Origin of the sequence: Flavilitoribacter nigricans DSM 23189 = NBRC 102662 (genome assembly GCF_002646595.1) — a bacterium.
Lineage (GTDB): Bacteria > Bacteroidota > Bacteroidia > Chitinophagales > Saprospiraceae > Flavilitoribacter > Flavilitoribacter nigricans.
In genome coordinates this window covers 14,582-37,807 of the sequence record NZ_PDUD01000049.1, presented here as the reverse complement: position 1 = coordinate 37,807, position 23,226 = coordinate 14,582, and the positions used below count along the sequence as shown (strand labels likewise).

18 protein-coding genes are annotated in these 23,226 nt (G+C 52.9%); 6 read left to right on the top strand and 12 right to left on the bottom strand.

All coding sequences use genetic code 11. From position 1 onward, the window contains the following. The first annotated feature begins 357 nt into the window (after window positions 1-357). Entirely contained in the window at window positions 358-1,362 is a 1,005-nt protein-coding gene (gene tsaD, locus CRP01_RS35370; RefSeq protein ID WP_099154820.1) for a tRNA (adenosine(37)-N6)-threonylcarbamoyltransferase complex transferase subunit TsaD, read from the top strand. 51 nt (window positions 1,363-1,413) lie between these two features. Here the strand turns inward: tsaD and CRP01_RS35365 are convergent, their stop codons facing one another. The 4 genes from CRP01_RS35365 to CRP01_RS35350 all read right to left on the bottom strand — a co-directional run bounded on the left by CRP01_RS35365 (window position 1,414) and on the right by CRP01_RS35350 (window position 6,663). After that, a complete protein-coding gene (locus CRP01_RS35365) occupies window positions 1,414-1,740 on the bottom strand; it encodes a DUF3467 domain-containing protein (RefSeq protein WP_099154819.1) in 327 nt (108 codons plus the stop codon). A 104-nt stretch (window positions 1,741-1,844) separates the two neighbouring features. After that, window positions 1,845-4,430 (bottom strand): type I DNA topoisomerase, encoded by a 2,586-nt coding sequence (gene topA / locus CRP01_RS35360; protein WP_099154818.1) that lies wholly within the window; start codon window positions 4,428-4,430, stop codon window positions 1,845-1,847. Window positions 4,431-4,733: 303 nt separating this feature from the next. After that, complete coding sequence (locus CRP01_RS35355; protein ID WP_099154817.1) at window positions 4,734-5,825, bottom strand: glycosyltransferase family 4 protein; 1,092 nt, start codon at window positions 5,823-5,825, stop codon at window positions 4,734-4,736. A 196-nt stretch (window positions 5,826-6,021) separates the two neighbouring features. Continuing rightward, window positions 6,022-6,663, bottom strand: coding sequence for an outer membrane beta-barrel protein (locus CRP01_RS35350; RefSeq protein ID WP_099154816.1), 642 nt, complete (start codon window positions 6,661-6,663; stop codon window positions 6,022-6,024). A gap of 124 nt (window positions 6,664-6,787) precedes the next feature. On the opposite strand from CRP01_RS35350, the gene CRP01_RS35345 reads away from it, so the two are divergent. Beyond that, window positions 6,788-8,233, top strand: a complete 1,446-nt coding sequence (locus tag CRP01_RS35345) for a sulfatase (RefSeq protein WP_099154815.1) — start codon at window positions 6,788-6,790, stop codon at window positions 8,231-8,233. Window positions 8,234-8,241: 8 nt separating this feature from the next. Here CRP01_RS35345 and CRP01_RS35340 read toward each other — a convergent pair whose 3' ends face one another. The 3 genes from CRP01_RS35340 to CRP01_RS35330 form a co-directional block, all read right to left on the bottom strand. After that, window positions 8,242-8,898: an ankyrin repeat domain-containing protein gene (locus tag CRP01_RS35340; protein WP_099154814.1), complete on the bottom strand. Its 657-nt coding sequence runs from the start codon at window positions 8,896-8,898 to the stop codon at window positions 8,242-8,244. 18 nt (window positions 8,899-8,916) lie between these two features. Next, window positions 8,917-9,492, bottom strand: coding sequence for a CopD family protein (locus CRP01_RS35335; RefSeq protein ID WP_099154813.1), 576 nt, complete (start codon window positions 9,490-9,492; stop codon window positions 8,917-8,919). Between the two features lie 198 nt (window positions 9,493-9,690). Next, entirely contained in the window at window positions 9,691-10,293 is a 603-nt protein-coding gene (locus CRP01_RS35330; RefSeq protein WP_099154812.1) for a porin family protein, read from the bottom strand. A 310-nt stretch (window positions 10,294-10,603) separates the two neighbouring features. On the opposite strand from CRP01_RS35330, the gene trxA reads away from it, so the two are divergent. Next, window positions 10,604-11,392, top strand: coding sequence for a thioredoxin (gene trxA / locus CRP01_RS35325; protein WP_099154811.1), 789 nt, complete (start codon window positions 10,604-10,606; stop codon window positions 11,390-11,392). A gap of 79 nt (window positions 11,393-11,471) precedes the next feature. Here trxA and CRP01_RS35320 read toward each other — a convergent pair whose 3' ends face one another. From CRP01_RS35320 to CRP01_RS35310, 3 genes are all read right to left on the bottom strand, one after another. After that, window positions 11,472-11,777, bottom strand: a complete 306-nt coding sequence (locus CRP01_RS35320) for a GNAT family N-acetyltransferase (RefSeq protein WP_099154810.1) — start codon at window positions 11,775-11,777, stop codon at window positions 11,472-11,474. Window positions 11,778-11,850: 73 nt separating this feature from the next. Further along, window positions 11,851-13,200, bottom strand: a complete 1,350-nt coding sequence (xrtN, locus tag CRP01_RS35315; protein ID WP_099154809.1) for an exosortase N — start codon at window positions 13,198-13,200, stop codon at window positions 11,851-11,853. Window positions 13,201-13,237: 37 nt separating this feature from the next. Next, a complete protein-coding gene (locus tag CRP01_RS35310) occupies window positions 13,238-15,772 on the bottom strand; it encodes an XrtN system VIT domain-containing protein (protein WP_099154808.1) in 2,535 nt (844 codons plus the stop codon). Between the two features lie 523 nt (window positions 15,773-16,295). Here CRP01_RS35310 and CRP01_RS35305 point away from each other — a divergent pair. After that, window positions 16,296-18,395 carry an ATP-binding protein gene (locus CRP01_RS35305; protein ID WP_099154807.1) on the top strand — a complete coding sequence of 700 codons (2,100 nt, stop codon included), beginning with the start codon at window positions 16,296-16,298 and terminating at the stop codon, window positions 18,393-18,395. Between the two features lie 7 nt (window positions 18,396-18,402). On the opposite strand, the gene CRP01_RS35300 is transcribed toward CRP01_RS35305, so the two are convergent. After that, window positions 18,403-19,716 carry a lipopolysaccharide biosynthesis protein gene (locus CRP01_RS35300; RefSeq protein WP_099154806.1) on the bottom strand — a complete coding sequence of 438 codons (1,314 nt, stop codon included), beginning with the start codon at window positions 19,714-19,716 and terminating at the stop codon, window positions 18,403-18,405. Beyond that, a complete protein-coding gene (locus tag CRP01_RS35295; RefSeq protein WP_099154805.1) occupies window positions 19,713-21,053 on the bottom strand; it encodes a saccharopine dehydrogenase C-terminal domain-containing protein in 1,341 nt (446 codons plus the stop codon). The genes CRP01_RS35300 and CRP01_RS35295 overlap by 4 nt, the downstream gene beginning before the upstream one ends. A gap of 214 nt (window positions 21,054-21,267) precedes the next feature. Here CRP01_RS35295 and cdd point away from each other — a divergent pair, with 214 nt between their 5' ends. Then, entirely contained in the window at window positions 21,268-21,753 is a 486-nt protein-coding gene (gene cdd, locus CRP01_RS35290; RefSeq protein ID WP_099154804.1) for a cytidine deaminase, read from the top strand. Window positions 21,754-21,990: 237 nt separating this feature from the next. Then, window positions 21,991-23,139 (top strand): DNA polymerase IV, encoded by a 1,149-nt coding sequence (gene dinB, locus CRP01_RS35285; protein WP_099154803.1) that lies wholly within the window; start codon window positions 21,991-21,993, stop codon window positions 23,137-23,139. The last annotated feature ends 87 nt before the right edge of the window (window positions 23,140-23,226 follow it).

The window sequence follows — 23,226 nt, the reverse complement described above, 5'->3', positions numbered from 1 at the left end:
ATCTTTCGGTTTGTTTTGATGCAATTATAAGGTTTTTATTCAAAAACAAACATACAGAACCGCTAAATAAAGTTTGCAGGTGCCGTAGTTTATTCCTGAAACTCCCTATTTGGCTGGGCTTGGGCAAGAAAATGAACAGGGAGCATTCCTTCCCTCGAAAGCTGCTCCGGGTTCTTTTCATTTAGTCCGCACAAATTACGAACTTTGCCTTTCATTACAGATTCCTGACGGGAAAATTTCATTTCCTTTCAGGTATAAAGCCTTTTCGTAATATAATGTACACGTAACCGGCAACCGCCGGATGACGGACCATTTTCGGCTTTATCCTTTATAGATGATAACAATTGAATTTTTGGTGTGCGAACGATCATTTTAGCTATAGAATCTTCCTGCGACGATACTTCTGCCTCCGTTATTGCGGACGGTGAGATCCTGAGTAACTGCGTGGCCAACCAGGAGATCCATCGCCTCTACGGCGGTGTGGTCCCTGAGGTGGCCTCCCGGGCCCACCAGGCCAACATCATTCCGGTGGTGGACCGCGCGTTGCGGGAAGCCGGTGTCGACAAAGCGGAACTTTCCGCCGTGGCCTTCACCCGGGGGCCCGGTCTGATCGGTTCCCTGATCGTCGGAGTATCTTTTGCCAAAGGGCTGGCCATGAGCCTGGGGATCCCGCTGGTGGAAGTCCACCACATGCAGGCCCATGTGCTGGCGCACTTTGCGGAAGCTCCGCGTCCGGATTTTCCCTTTCTCTGCCTGACGGTTTCGGGTGGGCACACCCAGATCGTGGTGGTGAGGGATTTCCTGGAAATGGAGGTGATCGGCAGTACGATTGACGATGCCGCTGGAGAGGCCTTCGATAAAACCGGTAAGTTACTCGGGCTGGATTATCCGGCCGGCCCCCACATCGACCGGCTGGCCCGGCAGGGAACGGCGCGTTTTGAATTTCCCGAACCCCAGATCCCCGATCTCGACTTCAGTTTTTCCGGCCTCAAGACCTCCATTCTGTATTTTCTGAAAAAAGAGCTGAAAAAGGATCCGGATTTTATAAAGGACAACCTGGCCGATATCTGCGCTTCCGTCCAGGATCGAATTGTGAGTATACTAATGAAAAAGCTCCGGCTGGCGGTCGAACAGACCGATATCCGAGAAGTGGCAATTGCCGGTGGGGTATCCGCTAATTCCGGGCTGCGCAATGCCCTCGAAAGTACCGGCAGAGAACTGGGCTGGCGGACCTACATTCCCGCCTTTGAATACTGCACGGACAATGCGGCCATGATCGCCGTCACAGCTTACCATAAATATCTGAGAAAGGAATTTGCCCCCCTGGACATCCGTCCGGTGGCGCGCTGGGAAATGGGTTGATCCCCTGCCTCCCGGTAGATGTACCGGCGGGCAGAGGATGACCGGCCCGGCTTAAGCCTGAGCCGTGGGCGTATTAAAGCCCATTGGGAAAGGAGGGTTGCCGGAATCCGGTTCTTCGATCTTGCCGAAGCGAGCCTCGTATTTCTCCACGTTGTCGGCCAAAGCGCGCAACAGGCGCTTGGCGTGGGCGGGCGTGAGGATGATACGGGCCTTTACCTTGGCCTTGGGCGTATTCGGGACCAGGCGTACGTAATCGACCACAAATTCGGAATTGGAATGGGAAATGATCGCCAGGTTGGAATAGATCCCCTCCGCTACTTCTTCCGGTAATTCTATGTTGAGCTTATTGCCTTGTTTCTTTTCTTTACTATCTGCCATTATGTTCTTTGGTATTGAGACGCCGGGGACGCTCGACCGCCCGGAGGCTTTATGCGGCGTCCCTGACGCTGTTGGATACGAAATGATCGTGCAGGACTTTCAATTTACTTCTTCTTCGCCGTAGTCTTTTTGGCCGGCGCCTTTTTAGTAGTCGTTTTTTTCTTGGTCGCCTTTTTCTTCTCCTTAAAGGCATCCGGGATCTCGGCGGTAATGAATTCCTTGACCTGTTCGAGGGTGAATTCCGCCGCCATTTCCGAAGTAACCCGCTCTCCGTCGACCTTCGGAATCTTCACGTTCTTCTTACCGAAACGGATGAAGGGGCCCCAGCGGCCGTTCTCCACGGAGATCTTTTCATCCTCCCATTTGTGGATGTAGCGGTTCGCCTCTTTTTCGAGTTTGGCCTCAATGAGTTCAAAGGCTTCCTCCGGCGTCAGTTCCTCGGGATTGTACCGGCGGGGAATGTTGACGAACAGATCTTTATATTTTACAAATGGTCCGAAACGGCCCTTGCCTTTGTAGACCGGTTCTCCTTTGTAAGAAGTGAAAGGAGCGTCGGCCTTTTGTTTTTCGATGATGAGTTCCTGAGCCCGTTCCATGGTCAGTTCCAGCGGGTCCTCCCCTCTCGGGATGGACACGTATTTATCATCGTGCTTGACGTAAGGTCCGAAACGGCCTACCCCTACGCTCACCGGCTTGTTCTGGAATTCGCCCAGATCTTTCGGCAACTGGAATAATTTCAGCGCTTCTTCGTAGGTGATGGTCTCCATCGACTGGCCGGGCTGCAAATTGGCGTATTTCGGCTTTTCGTCTTCCTCCAGTTCATCGGGAGCACCGATCTGGATAACCGGCCCCCGACGGGACATCCGCGTGAGTAAGGTACGACCGGTCTCGGGGTCCTTACCCAGGATGCGTTCCCGGCTCGGACGTTCGGCGTTCTCGATCGTTTCTTCCACCAATTCGTGAAAAGGTGTATAAAACTTCTTCAACATTTCCGTCCACTCCTGGGAGCCTTCGGCAATATTGTCAAATTTCTTTTCAATATCGGCGGTAAAGCTGTAGTCCATTACCCGCTGGAAATGCTCGTCGAGGAAGTCGCTCACCGTGATCCCCATATCGGTGGGGAAAAGGCGGTTCTTCACCGTACCGGTAATTTCCGACAGGGTTTTGGCCGAGATATCTCCGCTTTTCAGCGTGAGTTCCTGGTATTCCCGTTCTTTACCTTCCCGCGTTTCCTTGACGACGTAGCCCCGGGCCTCTTCCATGATCTTACTGATGGTCGGAGCGTAGGTACTCGGACGACCGATGCCCAGTTCCTCCAGTTTGCTCACCAGTCCGGCCTCCGTAAACCGGGCCGGCGGACGGGTAAAGCGCTCGGTGGCGGTCATATACTGCAGCGGCAGTTGCTGGCCCACCTTCAGCGGCGGCAGCATTCCTTCGGCTTCCTCCTCGTCGTCGTCATCTTTTGATTCCAGGTATACTTTCAGGAAACCGTCGAATTTCAGCACCTCACCGGTGGCCTGGAACTGCGTATCCTTAACGGTCGAGATCCCGATCCGGACAGTGGTCTTTTCCACGATCGCTTCGGCCATCTGGGAGGCGATGGTCCGTTTCCAGATCAGTTCGTACAGGCGTTGCTCGTCGCGGGTACCGTTGGTCTGGTGCTGATCGATATAGGTTGGGCGAATGGCTTCGTGAGCCTCCTGCGCCGAAGAGTTCTTGCTCTTAAAGCGACGCATCTTGGCGTAATTCTTTCCGTATTGATTGGTGATCTCCTGTTCGATACTTTGCAGTGCCACTTCACTCAGGTTGGTGGAGTCGGTACGCATATAGGTGATCTTACCGGCTTCGTACAGGCGCTGGGCGACCTGCATGGTCCGCTGTACCGAAAAACTCAATTTCCGGCTCGCTTCCTGCTGCAGGGTTGAAGTGGTGAAGGGAGCGGTGGGCTTGCGCTTCAAAGGCTTAACGTCGATCTCGTCGATCTTAAAGGTAGCGTTGGCGCAGGCTTCCAGAAACTGCCGGGCATCCTTTTCATCATCGTAACGGCCGGGAGCTTCCGCCCGCAAGGTGATCTCTTTCCCCTGTTCACTGACCACCGTAAAGTAAGCCAGTACCCGGTAAAAGGGCGTCGGCGTGAATTCGTTGATCTGTCTTTCCCGCTCTACGATCAGTTTTACGGCTACGGATTGTACCCGCCCGGCGGACAATTTGCCCCGGATCTTTTTCCACAGCAGTCCGGACAGCTCGTATCCGACCAGGCGGTCCAAAATACGACGGGCCTGCTGGGCGTTCACCAGGTTTACATCCACACGGCGCGGATTCTGGATCGCGCTCTGGATAGCCGGCTTGGTGATCTCGCGGAAAACGATCCGCTTGGTCTCTTTTTCATCTAATCCCAAAACCTGACATAGGTGCCAGGAAATGGCCTCTCCCTCCCGGTCTTCATCCGTCGCGAGCCACACGTCGTCTACCTTCTTGACCAGGTCCTTGAGCTCTTTTACCAGTTTCTTTTTATCCGGGGTTACAATGTAGTTGGGTTCGAAATTATTCTCAACGTCGACGGCTCCGTCACTTTTGGCCAGATCCCGCACGTGGCCGTAGCTGGACATCACCATATAATCCTTCCCCAAAATTTTCTCGATGGTCTTGGCTTTCGCCGGAGACTCCACTATTAAAAGGTTCTTTGGCATTTTACATTTAGAGTTTTGAATGAGAGGCGCATCAGAAATACACCGTACGGTAACCTGCCTGGTTTTTCTGGTACAAATTCAGGACCAGTGGTGCATCTACTACTATAATCAGAACTAGAATAAAGTCGATAAAATGTGTTACCAGACGATTCAAATCTTCGCAAAATTCGTTGAATTCTGGCATAATCTAGCCGCGAAGTACACGATTTTTCACGAATATTGGAAAGTATGCCATCGAAAATTGTAGAAAACCCAGGTAAGTTGCCACTTCAGGTTGAACGAATTAAGCGGCAAAATAGTTGACTAATTCAGGAGTTTTCGATAAACTTCCAATTGTCTGCGCACACTTTTTTCCAATCCGAAATGTTCCGCAATATGTTTTTTGGCGGCTTCGCCCATACGCCGGCGCAGTCCTTCGTCGGTGGCCAGTTCGGTAAGGGCATCGGCCAGTGCGGCAGCATCTCCCGGCGGCACCACATATCCGCTTTTGCCCGGTTCGGCCAGCCCCTTATTACCTCCGATATTGGTCATAATGACGGGCTTACCGAGAAACATCGCCTCCAGGATCACTTTGGAAAGTCCTTCCCCCCGAATGGACGGCAGGATGCTGATGTCACAGGCCTTGACCAGCTCCAGGACATCGTCCTTGCGAAAGCCGGCAAAGCGAAAGCGGTCACCGTAGGGCGACTGTTCCAATTCCCGCCGGACCTCCGGTGTGTCCATTCCCCGACCGATGAGCAGAAAGTAAACAGGCAGATCCAGAGACAACTGCCGGGCGGCCTGCAGCAGGTACGGCAGCCCTTTCATTTTCCGGGCATTGGCCACCATACTGACCACGATGGCCTCCGGTGGCAGGTCAAACTCCGCCAGAGATGCCGGCTGGATATCCGCGTACCAGGCCGGGTCATGGCCTTTGTGTACGAGCATCGCCTTGGACTGGTCGAAAAAGAGCTGCCCTTCAAAAGATTCCCGGACGGCCTCCGAAACGCAGGTGATCGCATCTACCCGTGGGTTCAGATGGGTGAGGTAGGCGGAGGGATCGTACCAGTGGACATTACCGGTATAACCGCGGTACGTGACGACCTTGACGGGCAGCCCCTTCGCGGCGCGAATACCGTTGATGATGGCTTTGTTGTTGAAAAGATGAAGGATATCGTAATTTCCGGCAAGCAGTTGCTCGCGGATAAAGGCGGATTCTTCCCGTTTGAATTTATGTTTGGGGTGAAAATCGATCACCTTCAGGCCTTCGGAGCGGAAACGGTCCGCGTAGGGGGAATGGCCTTCCGTCATAATGGTTACATCCTCGCCCAGATGATGCAAACCGATAAAAAGTTCGCCCTCGGGCCGAACGGCATTCCATATCTCATCGTAGGAACTGATCACCAATATTTTCATGCCAGCTTTTGCGTAGGTTTGATGCCCCGCAAAGGTAGTAAAATACGCCAATCAAAAGGATACGCGCGCTTTCGGACGGCCCGGGAATGCCTCTGGTGCTGATTTTCGCTGAGTGGGGTTTCACGTTTAGCCGGCAACTGAGATTATTGGATCAGAGCCCCAACCCAATAGTCCGGTCGGCCCAATATCCAACGCTTTACTCCGACTTACTGATCACATAGTAGTATACCGAGCACTGAAAGGTGCGCAGGCGCTGATTGGGGTTCCCGAGTTGTGCGGCTTTACTACCGGCGGGCAGGGTGCGGTATACCGATTGAAGGCCCCAACCGTAAGTGAATTTGATGCGAAAGGCAGGATTGAAACGATAGGCCACGCCGAGATTCGCACTCACATCCAGCGTCGTCCACTGATCGCGAACGTCAAAGTCCAGTTCTTCTTCCTTATAATTAGCGGAGAGCAGGATCCCGGGTTCGAGTCCCAGCAGGAGATCAACCGGCCCGTCGAGAAATTGAGCATTCAGGATGATCGGAAAACTGAGGTAATCCAGACTAAAGGAGGCCGGCCGGTATACCGGCACAAAAAATCCTTTTCGGCTGTAAATCACATCCGTATCCAGACTCACCCGCTTTCCCAGGGTATGATTGGCCGTCACCCCGACCAGGTAGCGATTCATCGGACTGCGGTAGCGATCGATCAGGTTATTACCGATATTTACAAAGCCATAGGGCTTTACTTCCGATATCTGCAGGCCTAATCGCACACCTACGCGACTTTGTGCCGTCAGAAAATGACCGGAAACTATAAAGAGCAGAAAAAACATCAGAGTGACTCTGAGCATACTTTTTATTTTTATAACGAAGCATTGCCAGGCCTATTTCTACAGGAAAACTTTTAACTATTGCTATTTTCCGCTCCGGAATCTATTCCATCGAACTTTAATTCACTGCCCGCAACCAACAAACATGAAATCCAACTTTACCTTTTTGCTTTCACTACTATTTCTGCTAAGCTTGATCGCCTGCCGGGAAACAGCCGAAGAAAAAGAGCCGCTCAACGTAGTTTTCATCCTCGTGGATGACCTCGGCTGGAAAGATCTCGGCTGCTACGGTAGTGAATTCTACGAAACACCCAATATTGACCGTCTGGCCGCTTCGGGCCAGTTGTTCACCAATGCCTATGCCGCCAGTCCGGTCTGCTCCCCTACCCGGGCGGCCATTCTGACCGGTAAATACCCGTCGCGGGTCGGGATTACCGACTGGATCAAGGGCAACGATCCGAAAAACCGCCGACTGCTCGGTCCGCAGGACCTGCACGAACTTCCACTGGAAGAGGTCACTATGGCCGAAGCCTTTAAAGAACACGGCTACCATACTTTCTTTGCAGGCAAATGGCATCTGGGAGATGAAGGCTACTTTCCGGAACAACAGGGGTTTGATTTCAACCTGGGCGGACACCATATGGGGCAACCGCCGGGCGGCTACTATTCGCCCTATAAAAACCCCAAGCTATCGGACGGTCCCGAGGGCGAATACCTCACGGACCGCCTGACCGACGAATCCATCCGCTTTATCCGGGAGAAGAAAGACCAACCCTTCCTGCTCTACCTGTCCTACTATACTGTGCATACCCCCATCCAGGCCAATCGCACCTATGTGGGTCGTTTTCAGGAGAAAAAGAAAAGCCTCCCCGATACCGTTAATATTCAGACGCCGGAACACGATGCGTCGACCATCACCCGGCAAACCAATGCCGACTACGCTTCGATGGTCTACGCTCTCGACCAGAACGTCGGTCGTCTGCTGGATACCCTTGAAAGTCTGGACCTTATGGACCACACTATGGTGATCTTCACTTCGGACAACGGAGGGCTGTCGACCCTGGCCAATCCCAACCGCATCGCGCCCACTTCCGTACGTCCCCTCCGGGCCGGAAAGGGCTGGTGTTACGAAGGAGGGATCCGGGTACCACTTATCATCAGTATGCCGGGTGCAGAAGCCGGTGGGGAGATCGCAGAACCGGTGATCAGTACCGATTTCTATCCGACCACTCTGGAATTTGCCGGTTTAGCCGCCCGCCCCGATCAGCACCAGGACGGTCTGAGTCTGCTACCGATTCTAAAGGGGGAAAACACCTTGGACCGGGAAGCGCTCTACTGGCATTATCCCCACTACCACGGCAGTGGCTGGAAAGGAGGTTCTGCCATTCGCGTAGGCAACTGGAAACTGATCGAATTTTACGAGGAAGAAAAAATGGAACTTTACGATCTCAGTCAGGATCTGGAAGAGCAGCACGATCTCCTGGCCGAGAATCCGGAAAAAGCCAGGGAGTTGAAAAAGCAACTGGAAGCTATTCAAAAAACGACCAATGCGCAGTTCCCAACGGAAAATCCGGAATTTGCCGGCGAATAGCGATCGCTTTATTCAGCGCCGAATTTCCGCAGCAAAGCCACCAACCCGGACTGCTCTTTACCATCCAGTATCCCGAGGGCTTTCCGCCCGCTGCCGTCGATTACATTGGGATTGGCACCGGCTTTTAGGAGTAATTCCATCACTGCCGGTTGCTCCCTCCGGTTGGCGGGATTGGCATGCAGCCAGCCGTTGATGGCCCAAAGTAAAGGCGTAGAGCGGAATTCGTCGCCCTGATCATCGATGGCTACCTCTTCCGCGAGCAGACGTTTGACGACTTTCGCCGAACCGGTCCAGGCAGCCCAGTGGAGGGCCGTGCCCCGGTGGGTGCCGCGAAACGACACATCTACGCCCCGATCGATCAGATAAAGCGCAATATCGTCACAGTATAAGCTGGCGGCGGTAATCAGCGGCGTATCGGCCGTAGTGGATCCGGAATTTTGGTCATTGAGATCCGAGCCGGCCTCAGCCAGGAGACGGACCATTTCCAGCGCGGTCTTCTCGCTGATCTTTTTCTCAAATACACCGTCGCAGACCAAATGGATGGGATGCACCCGGTGGGTAGGATGGTCACCCTGGGCTACGGCCTGATCCGCCAGGGTGGGATCCGCCTGCAGTCTGGCATTTAGGGCAGGGATATCTCCCCGCAATAGTATCGGTCCGATCATATCTGTTTTTTAGGGTGTCTACGCTTCCCGGGCCCGCCTTTTGGCGTAAGCTCTGGCCCCCCGGTAGATCATACCGGCAAAGAGCCCCACGCCCAGCACCAGATAAAGATAATTGAGTTGACCGGATTTTCCCAGTACTGCGATGAAAGCAATGGCGACCAGAAACAAGGTAGGTACTTCGTTGAGTAAGCGAAACTGCCAGGGCGAATAGGGAGAAGCGCCCGTTTCGAGTTTGGGGATGATCGTTTTGCACCAGCCGTGATAGCCGGAAAGCAATACGAGCAACAGCAGCTTCAGGTGCATCCAGCCCGGGGTGCCCATAGCGAAATAATTCGGTACACCGTCGGACCACAGGCCCAGGCCCAGCATGCCTAATCCTGCCACCCAGGTAATGACCATGGCCGGGGTCAGGATGATCTTATACACCCGCCATTCCATACCGGTAAAGTAGGGCGCCAGTACGGATCGTTCCGCAGCGGGTTTATCAAAAGCTTCGGCGTGGTTGACAAAAATGCGCACCAGGTAGAACTGGCCGGCAAACCAGGATACAAAACCGACAACGTGCAGGGCTTTGAGTAAAAGCAGGACTTTCATGATGGATCGATTAGATCGTAAAAATAGAGAAAATTCCTGCCGGGAAGTAGGGATGTGAAATTTGCTACACAAATATGACAAGTCCGGTTCCGAGGCACCAAAATTTTGGACGGAAACCGCCAAGGAGATCGTATAAGATGTGTTGGTCCGTACTATTTCCGGACCAACACACCTTAGGGCTCGTCATACGTGCGTGGGCTACCAGTCCCAGTCGTGATCGTAGTCACCAAAACCACCGAAACGGAAGGTAAGGATACCGATCGGACTGCTGAAGGAACTGTTATCCAGACCCGGCAACTGCGAGATACCATTCACCCAGCGGTAGCCACCGGTGAGCGCCAGTTTGAAGAAATCGGTCAGGTTGACCTCTACCCCCAGTTCCGGGGTCATTACAAAGTTGCGATCCGAATAAAGAGCGTCCTTGTCCACGCGCAGTTGGGATTTACCCCAACCCACCTTGAGGCTGGAATACAGGTGTACCAGTTTATCCTGATCGGTCACATAACCGAACCAGAGCCCGCCGTGTTTGAAGCGGATGTTGTACTGCCCGGCATCTTCTCCGTCGTTGATCGTATACTCGGGATAATCCGTTCCCATGCCGTAACCGCCGATAAACAGCCGGTCCATTACCAGGGCGCCGCCACCACCGACATCAGCGCCGATCTCGCCGTTGATAGAGCCGATCTCCACGATCGGGCTACCGAATCCGCCGATCACGTCCAGGTCATCAAATAAAGTCTCTTGCTGTGCCTGCAACGTAAAGGCCAGGCCACAAAACAGTAGGGTAATGATCTTATTCATAAAGCCGTGTTTTTAGAGTCTGTTTGGGAATTGTTAATCGGGCTGCAAACGCCACTTTCCCGTTTACACTTCAGCTATTTTTCAGTCCGTACCCGCCAGGTATGCACTTCAAAATAGCTATCGTCTAAACAAAAAATTGACCGTTTTCGCCTCAAAGAAAAAATCCCAAACACACTCTTAGTTTTTCTGATCAAACTTTTTCATCCTTAGGATGTAATAATAATCGGAAGTCCCCTATGCGGGGCCAATATTTTGCTTACGACCGGTATGACGAGATAGCAGGTAATACCGTTACAAATAATTCGCGCTTATGGAAACCACTATGAATTTTAAGGAAGCCGTTCTGGATCGCAGTCAGGAAAAACCCGTTTTGGTTGATTTCTGGGCCCCGTGGTGTGGCCCCTGCCGGGTACTGGGCCCGGTGATCGAACAGATCGCCGCAGAACAGCAGGACCGCTGGGAACTGGTTAAGATCAATACCGAAGAGGAACAGGAGATCGCCCAGGAATACCGCATCATGAGTATTCCAAATGTCAAACTTTTCCACCGCGGAGAGGTGATCGCTGAGTTTTCGGGAGCGTTGCCCCGGGCCTCCCTGCTGCGCTGGCTCGAAGAGAACCTGCCCGATGATCGCAAAAATGATCTGGAGCAGATCTTGTACCAACTGGAAAATTCAGACACCATCGATCCCCGCCCGCTGGAGACTTTTGTTCAGGAGCACCCGGACATGATGGAAGCGAAACTCAATCTGGCCCGCCTGCTGGTACTTTCCGAACCGGAACGCTCCCGCGAACTGGTGGAAGAGATCAAGCTGGGTCATCCCCTTTTCGATGCGGCGGAGGATGTGCGCCTGCTGGCGGAACTGCACGGCCTGAAAGCCAACGGAGCGGTCGCTGAGAAACTGATCGAAGCCCGCACGGCCTTACTGCAGGATGAAAATAGTACCGCCATCGAAAAGATCATCGAGGCCGTTGAAATGGATAAGACTTTTCAGAATGATCTCCCCCGCCGGCTGGCGATCGCCCTCTTCCGGAGCTGGGGTCCCCAACATCCGCTGACGAAAAGCTACCGGTGGAAATTCGATATGGCTTTGTATTAAGGACGTTTGAAGGTGGTGACGTTTGAAGGTTTGAACGTTGGGTGGTTTGGAGGTTTGGGATTCCGGTACTCCAAATTTCTTAGTATTTGAATCCTTCCAGGACCAGTCGCTTATATTCCGGATGGCGATGGATGTATCCTGCAATGAACGGACAGAGCGGCATGACCACCAGACCTTCCCTTTTGGCAAATTCCAGAGCCGTGAAGGCCAGTTTGGAAGCGATGCCGTTGCCTTCCAGTTCCTGGGGCACCTCGGTATGGGTGAAAATAATGCGGTCCTTTATCCGCCGGTATTCGGCTACGGCCAGAAATCCCCGAACGTTTGCTTCAAATTGTCCCAGTGCTTCGTTATTATTAATGACGATCTCTTCCTTTGGGATGTTCATAAGATGGTTTTAGCGTGATTTTGAAAGGTATATTTGTAGAAATAACCGCTGAGATCAGAAAGAGTTTTGGGGATCAGTCCGGCAGCCTGATCGACCGTAGGGCCAGCACTTCCCGTTCCAGTTCCGTTGGGTTGAGGGCCGTAACGTTCACCAGACGGAATTTTCGTCCTTTGCTGAGTGCAGTCCAGCGCCAATGCCATTCCTCCACCGTACGTTCCCGACCGCTGTCGAACCACCAGGCAGTGTACAGCCGATCATTCCCCTTTTGCAAATGGGCCGTGTAAAGCAGTTCCCCACCGATGGCCCGTTTTTCGATATGAGTAAACTCGTAGCCCGTACCCCGCCAGCAGATCCGCGGATCGTGCGTAGCCTGAAAAGGTTTGGATCCCGGCTTGATGTAAATGAGTGCACCGTCATTTTCCAGCTTCAGTACGCCCCCCTCTACCAGCTCGGATCGGAAACCCGGCAGCTCAATCTCGGCAATAGACTGATCCGGCACCACCCACGGCTGCTGGAATTTGGGTCCGTTGCAAAGGAGGAGGACCAGGATACTGGCCCCGGCCAGCAGGTCCCATTTCATTGCAGATCTGCGCCTGGGCGTCAGGGAAGTCTTCTCCAACTGCGGGTCCCTTTTCCGTAAGCTCAGCTGCAGGTAGAAATAAAAGGGTAGCAACACGTACACCACCAGACTGAAGAGACCAATGGCATCGTGCGCCGGATTGTCCGGCATGATCCCGAAGACCAGTAAAGCCAGCAAGCGGGTGAAATTGGCCAGAATAAGCAGTAAAAACACTCCAGACAGATAGGCCATGATTTCCGGAACGGAAAATACCCGGTTCAACTTTCTTTCAAAATGGGCCAGCATGAATAGCGCCAGCAGGCTACCGGTCAGCAGCATGCTCAGCCCCATGCAGGCCGGATCGACGGAAAACTCCTGCCCCATCAAAACGATCACATTTCCCTGTGCAACGGCTTCCCAACCGGCCACGGAAAGCACATCGGCGGCCCACCGGCTTAGTTGCAGACGGATCGGGAAGCTCCAGATATAGGCGACCTGACTGGCCAGCGTGGACAGCAGCAGCATCAGGAATACGGGTAGATTGTTCAGTCGCCCCCAGGTACTTTCGAGCAGGTACAGCACCGAAAATCCGCAGAAGAAATAGAACAGACTCGTACTGTGCCGAAAGCAAAGGATCAATCCCAGCGGCAGAGCTACCCACAGCCAGCGCCGGCTCGGATCGGTGCCTACCCGCCGCACAATGTAGGGCGCGAAGATGAGGCCCAGCCAGAGGGTAAAGGAGTAATATTGATTGTCGAAATTGAAATAAGCGTACCCGCCGACGATCAGCACGATCATAATCAGGGCCAGGGCGCCGTGGATGCGCCCGCCTGGTGCTCTGAGTATATTTGCTATCGCCTGCATTTATTACTGATTATCGTTATTCAATCCTTCCGGCTTCCTACAGGCGCCATCTGTCCTTAAATAGCAAATAAGCCGCTACCGCCAGACTCAGCAGGATCAACAGCCATTCACGGGGTTCGGGAACGGAACCGGAAAGGGAGATGGCGGCATTTTGCAGACTGTTCCGGCTTTCCTCAATATCAAAACGTTCGTAATCAGCCTGCGTTTCCAGGACGATCAGGCTGGATACCGGGCTGAGTACATACGCTTCCTGCGCCATTGCGATCAGATCATCCGCCCGGTCCTTTTTCGCAAAAAAGTCATTACCCAATTTCCGCATCAGGTCGTTGTATACGTACAGTCGCATCAGGTGATCGGGCGCCGTCCCGCCGTCCTGGTCGCTTTCGCTCAGATTAATGGAGGTGCCGGAATATAAATTGAGAACCTGATCTTGACCTTCCACCCAGCGGTAAAAACCCGCACCGGTCAGGGAGGCGGTCAGTTCATCACGGTCGCCGATGGAGTAATCCACCTGTCGCAACTCCCGCAACGTTTTCCAGTATACCGATAATTCCGGTCCCAGGTGGAAGACCCGGACCGGCCGCCGGTTGCCGGCCATAAAATGGCGGAGACTGTTCGCAAAACTGCTGGATCCGAGGTCCTCCAGCGTTGGGGTGACCGCCGCACCGGTAGTGATGACCAGGGCCCGTTCCGGATCACGGATCTCGTGCAAGGGAAACAAACTAAAATTTCGGTGGCGCAATTGACGGAATAAACGCTTCCGGTTGTCTTCCGTCATCCGCACGAGCCGATCGGTATAGACGTAGACCTCCCGCCCCGCCAGTGCGGACCAGACCTTTCGGAAAGTACTGCCCGACCAGCCCTGATTGATGTCCAGATAGATCTCATCGGGCTTGAAGAGTTCCTGTCCGGCGGAAAGGTCTTCCAGATGAAAACGCTTGCCATTGAAACTGAAAGTCTCCGTGGCGGGCGGCAGCGCCGGAAGCTGCAGTTGCCAGTCGGATCGATACTGCCCCTGGTAGGTCAGGCCTTCGGCCGAATCCCTGAAGCGCAGCGAAGATTCCAGGCGGTCGGGTAAGACACCCACCACCGTTATCTGTTCGTGGGCGTGGCGCCAGTTGGGCCCGAGAAAATCAATATTATGGTACGTCAGCTCACCTTGCTGGTCGTACCGAAGCGGACTGGTAATCCCCAGCTTAAAGCGCCGGTCTTCTTCCGGAGTGCAGGGAAATACGCGAACGGTTACCCGGTTGCCCTCCTGCCAGTGGACCAGCATCGGATCCCGCCGTTCCCTGCCCACGATCTGGGTATAGGCGCTATCGGCTTTTTCCTTAGTCGTCAGGTAGGCCGGGCGTTCTTCTCCTTCAATCCAGAGGGAGGCCGAGGTTACTACCGAACCCTCCGGCAGGAAAAACGTGTAGAGGGCTTCCTGGGTGGTATTCCACTGATCGGGTCGCAGCTGGTTGCGGATCGTCATTACCTTTTCCGTATAGGCCAGCCGGTATTTCGGAAAGAGTTCCACGCGGGTGACGATCTCCGAAGTTTTGAGGTTGTCGCCCCGCCAGAGCTTACGTTCCATCTGATGACGTTGATCAAATACCGCCCGCAGGAGGCTGATCCGGTCCTCCATGGATATCCGGCTCAGATCTCCGGTAAACAGGGAGGCCAAAAAAACCAGGGGATCGTGTTGCTGCCGCTCGTTCAGGAACCCTCCGCGGGGTAAAAATCCGTCCATCCCGAAATTGGCGGCCGTCTGGTAAACGATCTTACTTTTCAGAATGCGCTCGCTGATCCAATCCCGGGGCAATTCCTGGCTGACCTGCACCCAGGCCGGCAGTTCGGTGTTTTCCGACTGCTTCCCGGAACGGGCAAAATGGGTGTATATGCGTTCCTGCAATACGGACCATCTGATCGTAAACAGCAGGACCATGATCAGTGGAATAGCTACTCCGAGGATCGCTACCGGCCGGAAACGGCTCGATTCGTCCAGGTATTTTTTCACAATTTTTATACTGGAAACCAAAAACCAGATCGGTATAAATATGTGCAGCGACAGGCCGAAAAACCAGAAGGCAGCGATGCCGATACCGTAGTAGGGCAAAGTGTAAAAGGATTCGTAAAGCTGGAAGAAGACACCCGAGGCGATCACCAGCAGGATGGTCAGATTGATGCTGTCCGGCCGCCGGTGTTTCCTCAGTATGAAAAGTAAAATGGCGATATTGTAGATCAGCAGATAGTTCACCAGCCAGTCCGTTGAGATCTCAAAAACCGGCACATTGCGATTGAGCGAATAGGCACTGATATTAGCCAGTTGCAGCAGCAATAAATTGTAATCCAGACTTTTAAATCGTAACATCCCGCCAAATTGTCTCCTGTTCTCCGTCAGCAGATAAATGAAATAGGCCAGGAAAATGAGGTAACTGAGCAGGAAATTCACCGATAATAACTCGAAACTGGAACCCTCCATCTGCATGGTGGCCGCAAAGGAGAGGAAGGAAATGCCCAGTGCTATAAAACCGGTCAGCAACACGGGATCATCAGAGGGACTGCGAAAGCTTTTCAGGAGCTGCATTGAGTTTAATTTTATTTCTATCCAAGTACTTTGAATTACAAAGCTAACTCAAAATGTAACACAACGCAAGACCTGCCCCGGAAAAATTAGCGATATCCACGAGATGGATTTTACAGCTTTTATCTATATTTGCCGCACACCCTTACGGTATCCGCCATGTTGTAATAAATTTCCCGGATGCCGAAACATCTTGTACCGGTCCTTTCGGGAATGGATCTGAGCTGAATTAAAACGACTATGAACTTAACACTACTACGGCCATTTTAAAGGTCAGTCTCTCTCATTTACTACACTGGGCAAATTACAAATCCACGCCGCTCTGTTTTAATCAAGTCTCTAAATAAAGACGGAAAGTAAAGTTTACGAACAAGTATTCGCATTCTCAATAATTTTCCTATCTTATACCTGGCTAAAATTGCTTTTTACCAGGCAGTCCCCCTCAACCGATTGACTTCAGTTGTCGACTTGACGTTCCCTCAATCATCGTTCAGATCCATCTTTCTATTCAGTAAATCAGGAGCAGATGAGCAACACCTTTTCCCTACCCCTTTGGGTTGGATTAATTATCTGGACCACTGCGCTTTCCGGGCAGGACATCCAGCGGGAAGTGGATCAGCAATGGGAGGCCTACTGGCAACAGAACGACCAATACAAGCAGATCGACATTCTCAATGAGATCAGTTACGCGTACCGGCGGGTCAATCCGGATAGCGTCTTGAAATACGCCGATATGGCCATTAGCCGTTCTGAGGATCTGAACTATATCCGGGGACTGGCTTATGCCCTCAAGAACAAGGGGATCGCCTACTACAAACTGGGCGTCCATCCGGACACCATTATACAGTATTACGAACAGGCCATTGATTACGCCGGCCAGGTCAGTGATTACTACACCCAGGCGGCCTGTCTGAATAATATCGCACTGATCCAGATCTATAACCTTTCTTACCATGAGGCCATAAAATCATTGTTGAAAGCAGTTGATATCTTCGATGAACAGATCGAAGAAGACAACCGGCTGAAAGCGCTGATCTTGGGCAACCTCGGAACCGCCTACCACGCCCAGATGGAATTGCCCCGATCCATCGAATATTTTGAACGGGCACTGGCCGTCGGAGAGCAGTTAGAAGACAAGACCATTGCGGCTATGTACGTCGACGAACTGGCCACCGCCAAGATGAAAAGCGGCCAGACCCAGGAAGCTTACGAAGATGTGATCCGGGTATTGCCACTTGCCGACGAGTTGGGGGATATGGAGTCCAAAGCCAGTTTTCTGATCACGTTGGCCGAGATCGAGGGCCGTTTGCTCGATTTTGAATCCGCCCGGGGGCATGCCCTGGAAGCGCTGCAGATCGCCAAACACCATAACTTTACGCGAAAGATCATTCAGGCGCTCACCACGCTTAGCCAGGGATACGCCGAAACCGGACGGATCGACCGGGCCATATCGCACGCAGAAGAGGCCCTGTTCATTTCGCGGGAAGCCAAAATGTACTGGTACGAGGCCAAAACCCTGCTGCTGCTTTCGAACCTCAGCGAGAAGAAACGCAATTACGAGCAGACGGTAGAATACCTGCGCCAGTACCACCTGGTTCACGAAAGGAACCGCGATCGGGAAAGACAGGAACAAACCGCCCGGCTGGAGGCCGGTTATCAGGCCAAAGAGCGGCAAAACCAGATCGAACTGCTGCAACAGGAACAGATCGCGCATAAGAATCACATCCGTTTGCTGTGGTTCGCCACTACGTTCTTTCTACTGCTGCTGTTTGTGGGAGGCTATGTTTACTTTGTGAAATGGCGCACTTCACGGGCCCTGAATGCCAAAAACAGCGAACTGGCCAATGCCGAGCAACAACTCTACGAAAAGAACAGTCAGCTGCAGGCCTATATCGAATCCAATATGCAGCTAGAGAATTTCGCCCATCTGGCTTCTCACGACCTGCGGGAGCCCATGCGAACCATCGTCAGTTTTTCCCAGTTGCTGGAAAAAAGAGCAGCCCAAAAGCTGAGTGGCGATGAGCTGGAATACCTCAATTTTATCCAGGAAGGTACCCGGCGGATCGAAAAACTGATCAACGATCTGCTCACCTACGCCAAGATCAACAACTCTCCGGCCAGCATTGAGCGGGTCGATCTCAATAAGATCATCAGTCAGGTACGTCAGGATCTGCAAAGGCTGATTAACGAAAAAGAAGCGGTGATCCGGGTCAATGCTCCCCTACCGGAATCCATGCTCAGCGATCCGGCACGCATCTATCAGCTCTTCCAGAACCTGATCACCAATGGCATTAAATACTGCCACGATGATACGCCGCCCGTCATCGATATCAATTACCATCTGAAAAACGATCAGCACCACTTTAGTATCCGGGATAACGGCATTGGGATTGCCCGGGAATTTTACGATCGTATTTTTCTATTGTTTAAAACGTTGAAAAACAAGAGCCTTTCCAATAGTTCGGGCATCGGGCTCGCTACCTGCAAAAAGATCGTAGAACAAATGGGAGGAAAGATCTGGCTGGAATCCGTCGAAGAAGAGGGCAGTACCTTTTACTTTACGCTACCTGTCCATCCGACCCAAAACGGGCTCGCCGTCCGCAAGCGCCTCCTGGAAGAAGCCTGACCGTACTCTAGAAGCTCACGGCAAAAGCCAGCAGCAACAGTACGGAATACGTCAGCAACCAGCGCAGATCCGTATAGCGCTGCCAGGGAATGCGATAGCGATAGTACACATAGCCGGTGATCAGGATCTTTTCCAGGGTGATCGCCAGCAAGGTTCCCCAGGCTACTCCCGGCAGGCCCACCTGCCGGATCAGCCACCAGGATAACAGTATATTGGCCAGTAATTCGACCAGGGAAATGATCAGAATGACCCGATTGTCCTGTAATCCCACCAGAATGGTCCGGGAAAAGATCAGGCGGCTGATGATGACCAAAAGAAAGATATTGAAGATCAGTACGCTGTCGCGAAAATCGGCATTGAACACCCAGGGAAAGAGCCACTTACTGGTAAGCATCAGGCCGATGGATACCGGAAACAACAGGTGAAAGAGTTTGCGGGATTTGCTTTTGATCTCACTCAGGGCCAGTTCCAACTGATCGGCTACCCGTGGCACCAGGGCCGTTCCCAGGGCCGCCGAAAGCGCGATCACAAAGGGGAGCTCCCGGGCTCCGTAGCGAAAAATGGCGAACTGGGTTTCATCTCCCCGGTAATATTGTCCCACCAGCCAACTGTCAAAGGAAACATTGATCCCGGCCAGCAGCGCGTACAGGATCAGCGGAAGCGAGATCCACCACCACCGACGCAACAGATCGGTACGCAGCTGCCAGTTGCCCCGTCGAATCACGAAATACAGGAGGTACAGATGCCGGCAGGCCGCAAGTACGATCAGCCCGTAAAAGCTGTAAACGAAGTCCAGGGACAGCCAGGGTGGGATCACCACCACCGCCACCATGGGCAGAAAGGAGATCAGTCCGTAGAAGAAGTTCTGCTGCGGCCGCTTCCAGAGCAGAAAGAAATTTTCCAGTAAGAAAGGAGGAAAGTTCAGCGCCAGATAAACGAAGAACAACTGGTAATAATCCAGTTCCGGCTGACCGGTCAGCCAGGGTAACAAGTAGTTTTTGCCGAGGATCATGACCGCACTGATCAGTAATCCCAGCAACAGGAAGGCCCCGTAGGCATTGGTGATCAGTTGACGCTGTTCGGTTTCCGGCAGCCGCGGATATTCACTCAGAAAACCCTGTACCAGCCCCTGTATCCAGAAAGCGCTGACCAGGGTGCCCAGATAGAAGAGCATCTCGTAGGTGCCGATCACCTGAGTGGCAAGGCCGGTTTTGGTCAACAATACCGCGATCAGTATCGTTGCGCCCTGCCGCATCAGGTGATAGGCCTGCAGCGCTTTGACATCGGTAAAGAGAAAAGTGGAAATTCGCCGAAGGATCAAACGGAAATTACTTTTTCCTCCTCCTTGAAGTCCACGCCGTATTCTTTCAGTTCGGTAAGCACCGGATTGTACACTTCCGGCATTACCGGAATATTCACGCCTTTGGAATTGATCTTACCTTCCATGACCAGACGCACAAAAATACCCATCGGTAAACCGACCAGTTTCGACATCGCGGTGTTCACGTCGTCTTCGCCCTTCATCACCAGGGTCGAGGTCAGTTGTTTGTGCTCGCCCTTCATTTCGTACTCGAACTGGTGCTGCATGACGATCATATCTTTATCGCCGGTAGACAGCTTCCACTTATCGAGCAACAGGTTTTCCAGGATCAGCGCGGGTGAGGCATTCGACAGTTTGATCTTTTTCTTGCGGAATAGTCCCAGCCATTCCAGTTTTTTCATCACGTCCGAATCCACATCCACATCGATCATGCGGGCTACCCGTTCCTTTACGGAGCCGCTGCCGTTGGGCGGTACATAAGCTTCCATAAATTCGTGGTAGGTGATATTGCCGGAATCCAGGATCGGGAAGGAAGCATCCGTCAGACCGATCCGCACCAGTGCGTGCCAGGCATCGCAGAAGCCGCGGGCGCGAATAGTGCCCCGCAGGATATTGGGAATTTCGTCCAGACCGTAGACTTCGCGGTACAGGAGGGAATCGCGGTTGGCGTAGGCCTCATATTCACCCATCCCCGGAATTTCGAGTGTCCGGTATTCTTTGAACAGCCGGTTGTAGGGGATGAATTTCAGTTTGCCATTTTCCAGATACTGAGCCGTGCCCTGCCCGGCCAGTACCACGTTGCGCGGATTCCAGGAGAACTTGTAGTGCCAGGGATTGGTATCGCTCTCCGGCGCTACCAGGCCTCCGGTATTGGAGACAAAGGAAATGAGTTTCCCGCCGTCGGCCTTGATCTGGTGGATCCGCTGCATGGCGGACATATGATCGATACCCGGGTCCAGCCCCATTTCGCCCATGAAGATTAGTTCCCGGTTGCGGGCTTCATCACCCATGCGGTACATTTCCTGAGAAACGTAAGAAGCTGTGATCAGGTGTTTTTTCAGTTTGATACAATCGTGCGCTACCTCCAAGTGGAGGTGGGCCGGCAGGAGGGAAACAACCACATCGGCCCGGCCTATAGTTTCTTTTCTGTCATTCGATTTGGTCACGTCGAGCCAGACTGCTCTTCCGTTCGGATGCCCATTCACCTTTTTGTCGGCCAGGCCGGGATCTGCATCCGCTACAATTACATACCAACCCCGCTCCTGCGCTTTATTCAGCACGTAGTTAATTAGAGCTGTAGAAGATCGACCGGCTCCAATAATGAGAATACTTTTCATAAATTTGGTCTTAATACATTTGTTCGTTAGGATACTCTATTCCATACCATGCGGACAATCAAAACATTTCGGTCAGCGCACCGGTTCCTATTGTTACGCATACTAACTTAATAAATCAGCTCAGCTCCAGTTTCTTTTCAGGCCACAAGATACGCACTTTGCGACTAAAAGTCCGGGCTACAAAATTTTATTTTGTGTTATTTATTTGTAATCCATGAAACTAGAAAATCTCTCCATTTCACTGGAGGTTTACCAGAACGAATCCGAACTTTCCGACGACGACCAGCAACTGTTGGCGCGGGCCGCCGAGCAACTGAAATATGCCTATGCACCTTACAGCCGTTTTAGGGTCGGCGCGGCGCTGTTGCTGGCCAACGGAGAGATCATTACCGGCAACAATGTAGAAAATGCCGCCTACCCCATGTGCCTCTGCGCCGAGCAAACGGCGATGGGAGCAGCAGCCTCCCGTTTTCCCGATGTCCCGATAGTGTCACTGGCCGTAACCGTGCGTAACGAAGCAAAACTGATCGACACCCCGGCCGGCCCCTGTGGTGCCTGCCGGCAGATCATCAGTGAAGCCGAAGACCGGCACCGACAAAAGATCTCCATTATTATGCGGGGGGAAAGTGGCCCGGTCTTTAAACTGCAATCTGCTAAAGACCTGCTGCCTGTTTCTTTCTCCGGTACGTTTTTGCCCTAAACGGGAGTACCACGAAATTGTTGAAGCGAGTAAACCGAGAAGTTCCGGTTTTCCGTAAAAGTTATACAACAGCATTATCCTGCCAAAGGATCAGTGCCTGGCTCACTAATTATTCTTTTTTTCCTTTCCATCGATTTTCAATCAATTTTTTGTTTTAAAAATAGATTTAGGCATAAATTTTGCTACAAAAAATTTAAAAGCAACGCCCCTATTCGGTCGCCAAAGCAATTATAACCCATGTACCAACGAGCCGTACTCCACCTGGATATGGATACCTTTTTCGTGTCCGTGGAACGAAAATACAACAGTGAGCTACTGCAGCGGCCCGTCATCATCGGGGGCGGCAGCAATCGCGGGGTTGTATCCTCTTCCAGCTACGAAGCCCGGCGCTTTGGCGTGCGCTCCGGTATGCCGATGGCGCTCGCCCGGCGATTTTGCCCCGAGGCGGTCTATCTGCGCGGTGATATGGACCTCTACAGCCGGGAATCCCGCCTCATTACCGATATCATCACTGAACAGGCACCTGTGTTTTCCAAAAACTCCATCGATGAGTTTGACATCGATCTCAGCGGGATGGACCGCTATCTCGGCGTCTGTAAGTGGTCCCGCGAGCTCCGGCACCGGATCATGCGCGAATCGGGTCTGCCGGTCTCTTCGGGCATTTCCGCCAACCGCTTCGTTTCCAAAATGGCGACCAATGCTGCCAAACCCTGCAATGAAAAACAGATCCCGCCCGGAGACGAGCGACCGTTCCTGGCCCCCATCCACATCGCAAAAATGCACGGTGTGGGCGAGGTGAACGCCCGCAAGCTGATCTATATGGGCATTCGCCACATCGGCACGCTCAGCAAGATCCCCCGGCGTTTGCTGCAGCGCGAGTTCGGTAAATACGGCGACTACCTCTGGGAGCGCGCCAACGGCATCGACCCCTCCGTGATCACGCCCTACCGCCGGGAAAAGTCCATTTCCCGGGAGCGCACCTTTCAGACCGATTCCATCGATCCGGTCTTTCTGCGGGCCCAGCTTCTGGATATGTGCAGTCGCCTGGGTTTTCAGTTGCGCGATGCCGGCAAACTGGCTTCCTGCGTGACCGTCAAGATCCGTTACAGTGACTTTCAGACCTATACCCAACAGCGCAAGATCCCCTACACGGCGAACGACCGGGATCTCCGCCGACAGGTAGAGGAACTGTTCCGGAAACTATACCAGCGGAGGCAGCGCGTGCGTCTGGTGGGAGTTAAACTGTCCGGCCTGGTGAGCGGCAGTTTCCAGATCAGCCTGCTGGACGATACCGCCAAAGAGATCGAGCTCTTGCTGGCCATGGACCGGATCCGGAAGCGGTTCGGGGAAACGGCGGTCCGCTATTGTGATGCCATGATGGTCTGATAGCTGCAGGAGGGCGCCCGGCGGATACGGCGATGCACCGGAGCTTTTACCGTATTATCCCTGCATCGCGCCATCCCTCCATCGATC

Coding starts and splice junctions, on each gene's coding strand:
- CRP01_RS35365 (WP_099154819.1), bottom strand. CDS start 1,740: ATGGCAGATAGTAAAGAAAAGAAACAAGGCAATAAGCTCAACATAGAA.
- topA (WP_099154818.1), bottom strand. CDS start 4,430: ATGCCAAAGAACCTTTTAATAGTGGAGTCTCCGGCGAAAGCCAAGACC.
- CRP01_RS35355 (WP_099154817.1), bottom strand. CDS start 5,825: ATGAAAATATTGGTGATCAGTTCCTACGATGAGATATGGAATGCCGTT.
- CRP01_RS35350 (WP_099154816.1), bottom strand. CDS start 6,663: ATGCTCAGAGTCACTCTGATGTTTTTTCTGCTCTTTATAGTTTCCGGT.
- CRP01_RS35345 (WP_099154815.1), top strand. CDS start 6,788: ATGAAATCCAACTTTACCTTTTTGCTTTCACTACTATTTCTGCTAAGC.
- CRP01_RS35340 (WP_099154814.1), bottom strand. CDS start 8,898: ATGATCGGACCGATACTATTGCGGGGAGATATCCCTGCCCTAAATGCC.
- CRP01_RS35335 (WP_099154813.1), bottom strand. CDS start 9,492: ATGAAAGTCCTGCTTTTACTCAAAGCCCTGCACGTTGTCGGTTTTGTA.
- CRP01_RS35330 (WP_099154812.1), bottom strand. CDS start 10,293: ATGAATAAGATCATTACCCTACTGTTTTGTGGCCTGGCCTTTACGTTG.
- trxA (WP_099154811.1), top strand. CDS start 10,604: ATGGAAACCACTATGAATTTTAAGGAAGCCGTTCTGGATCGCAGTCAG.
- CRP01_RS35320 (WP_099154810.1), bottom strand. CDS start 11,777: ATGAACATCCCAAAGGAAGAGATCGTCATTAATAATAACGAAGCACTG.
- xrtN (WP_099154809.1), bottom strand. CDS start 13,200: ATGCAGGCGATAGCAAATATACTCAGAGCACCAGGCGGGCGCATCCAC.
- CRP01_RS35310 (WP_099154808.1), bottom strand. CDS start 15,772: ATGCAGCTCCTGAAAAGCTTTCGCAGTCCCTCTGATGATCCCGTGTTG.
- CRP01_RS35305 (WP_099154807.1), top strand. CDS start 16,296: ATGAGCAACACCTTTTCCCTACCCCTTTGGGTTGGATTAATTATCTGG.
- CRP01_RS35295 (WP_099154805.1), bottom strand. CDS start 21,053: ATGAAAAGTATTCTCATTATTGGAGCCGGTCGATCTTCTACAGCTCTA.
- cdd (WP_099154804.1), top strand. CDS start 21,268: ATGAAACTAGAAAATCTCTCCATTTCACTGGAGGTTTACCAGAACGAA.
- dinB (WP_099154803.1), top strand. CDS start 21,991: ATGTACCAACGAGCCGTACTCCACCTGGATATGGATACCTTTTTCGTG.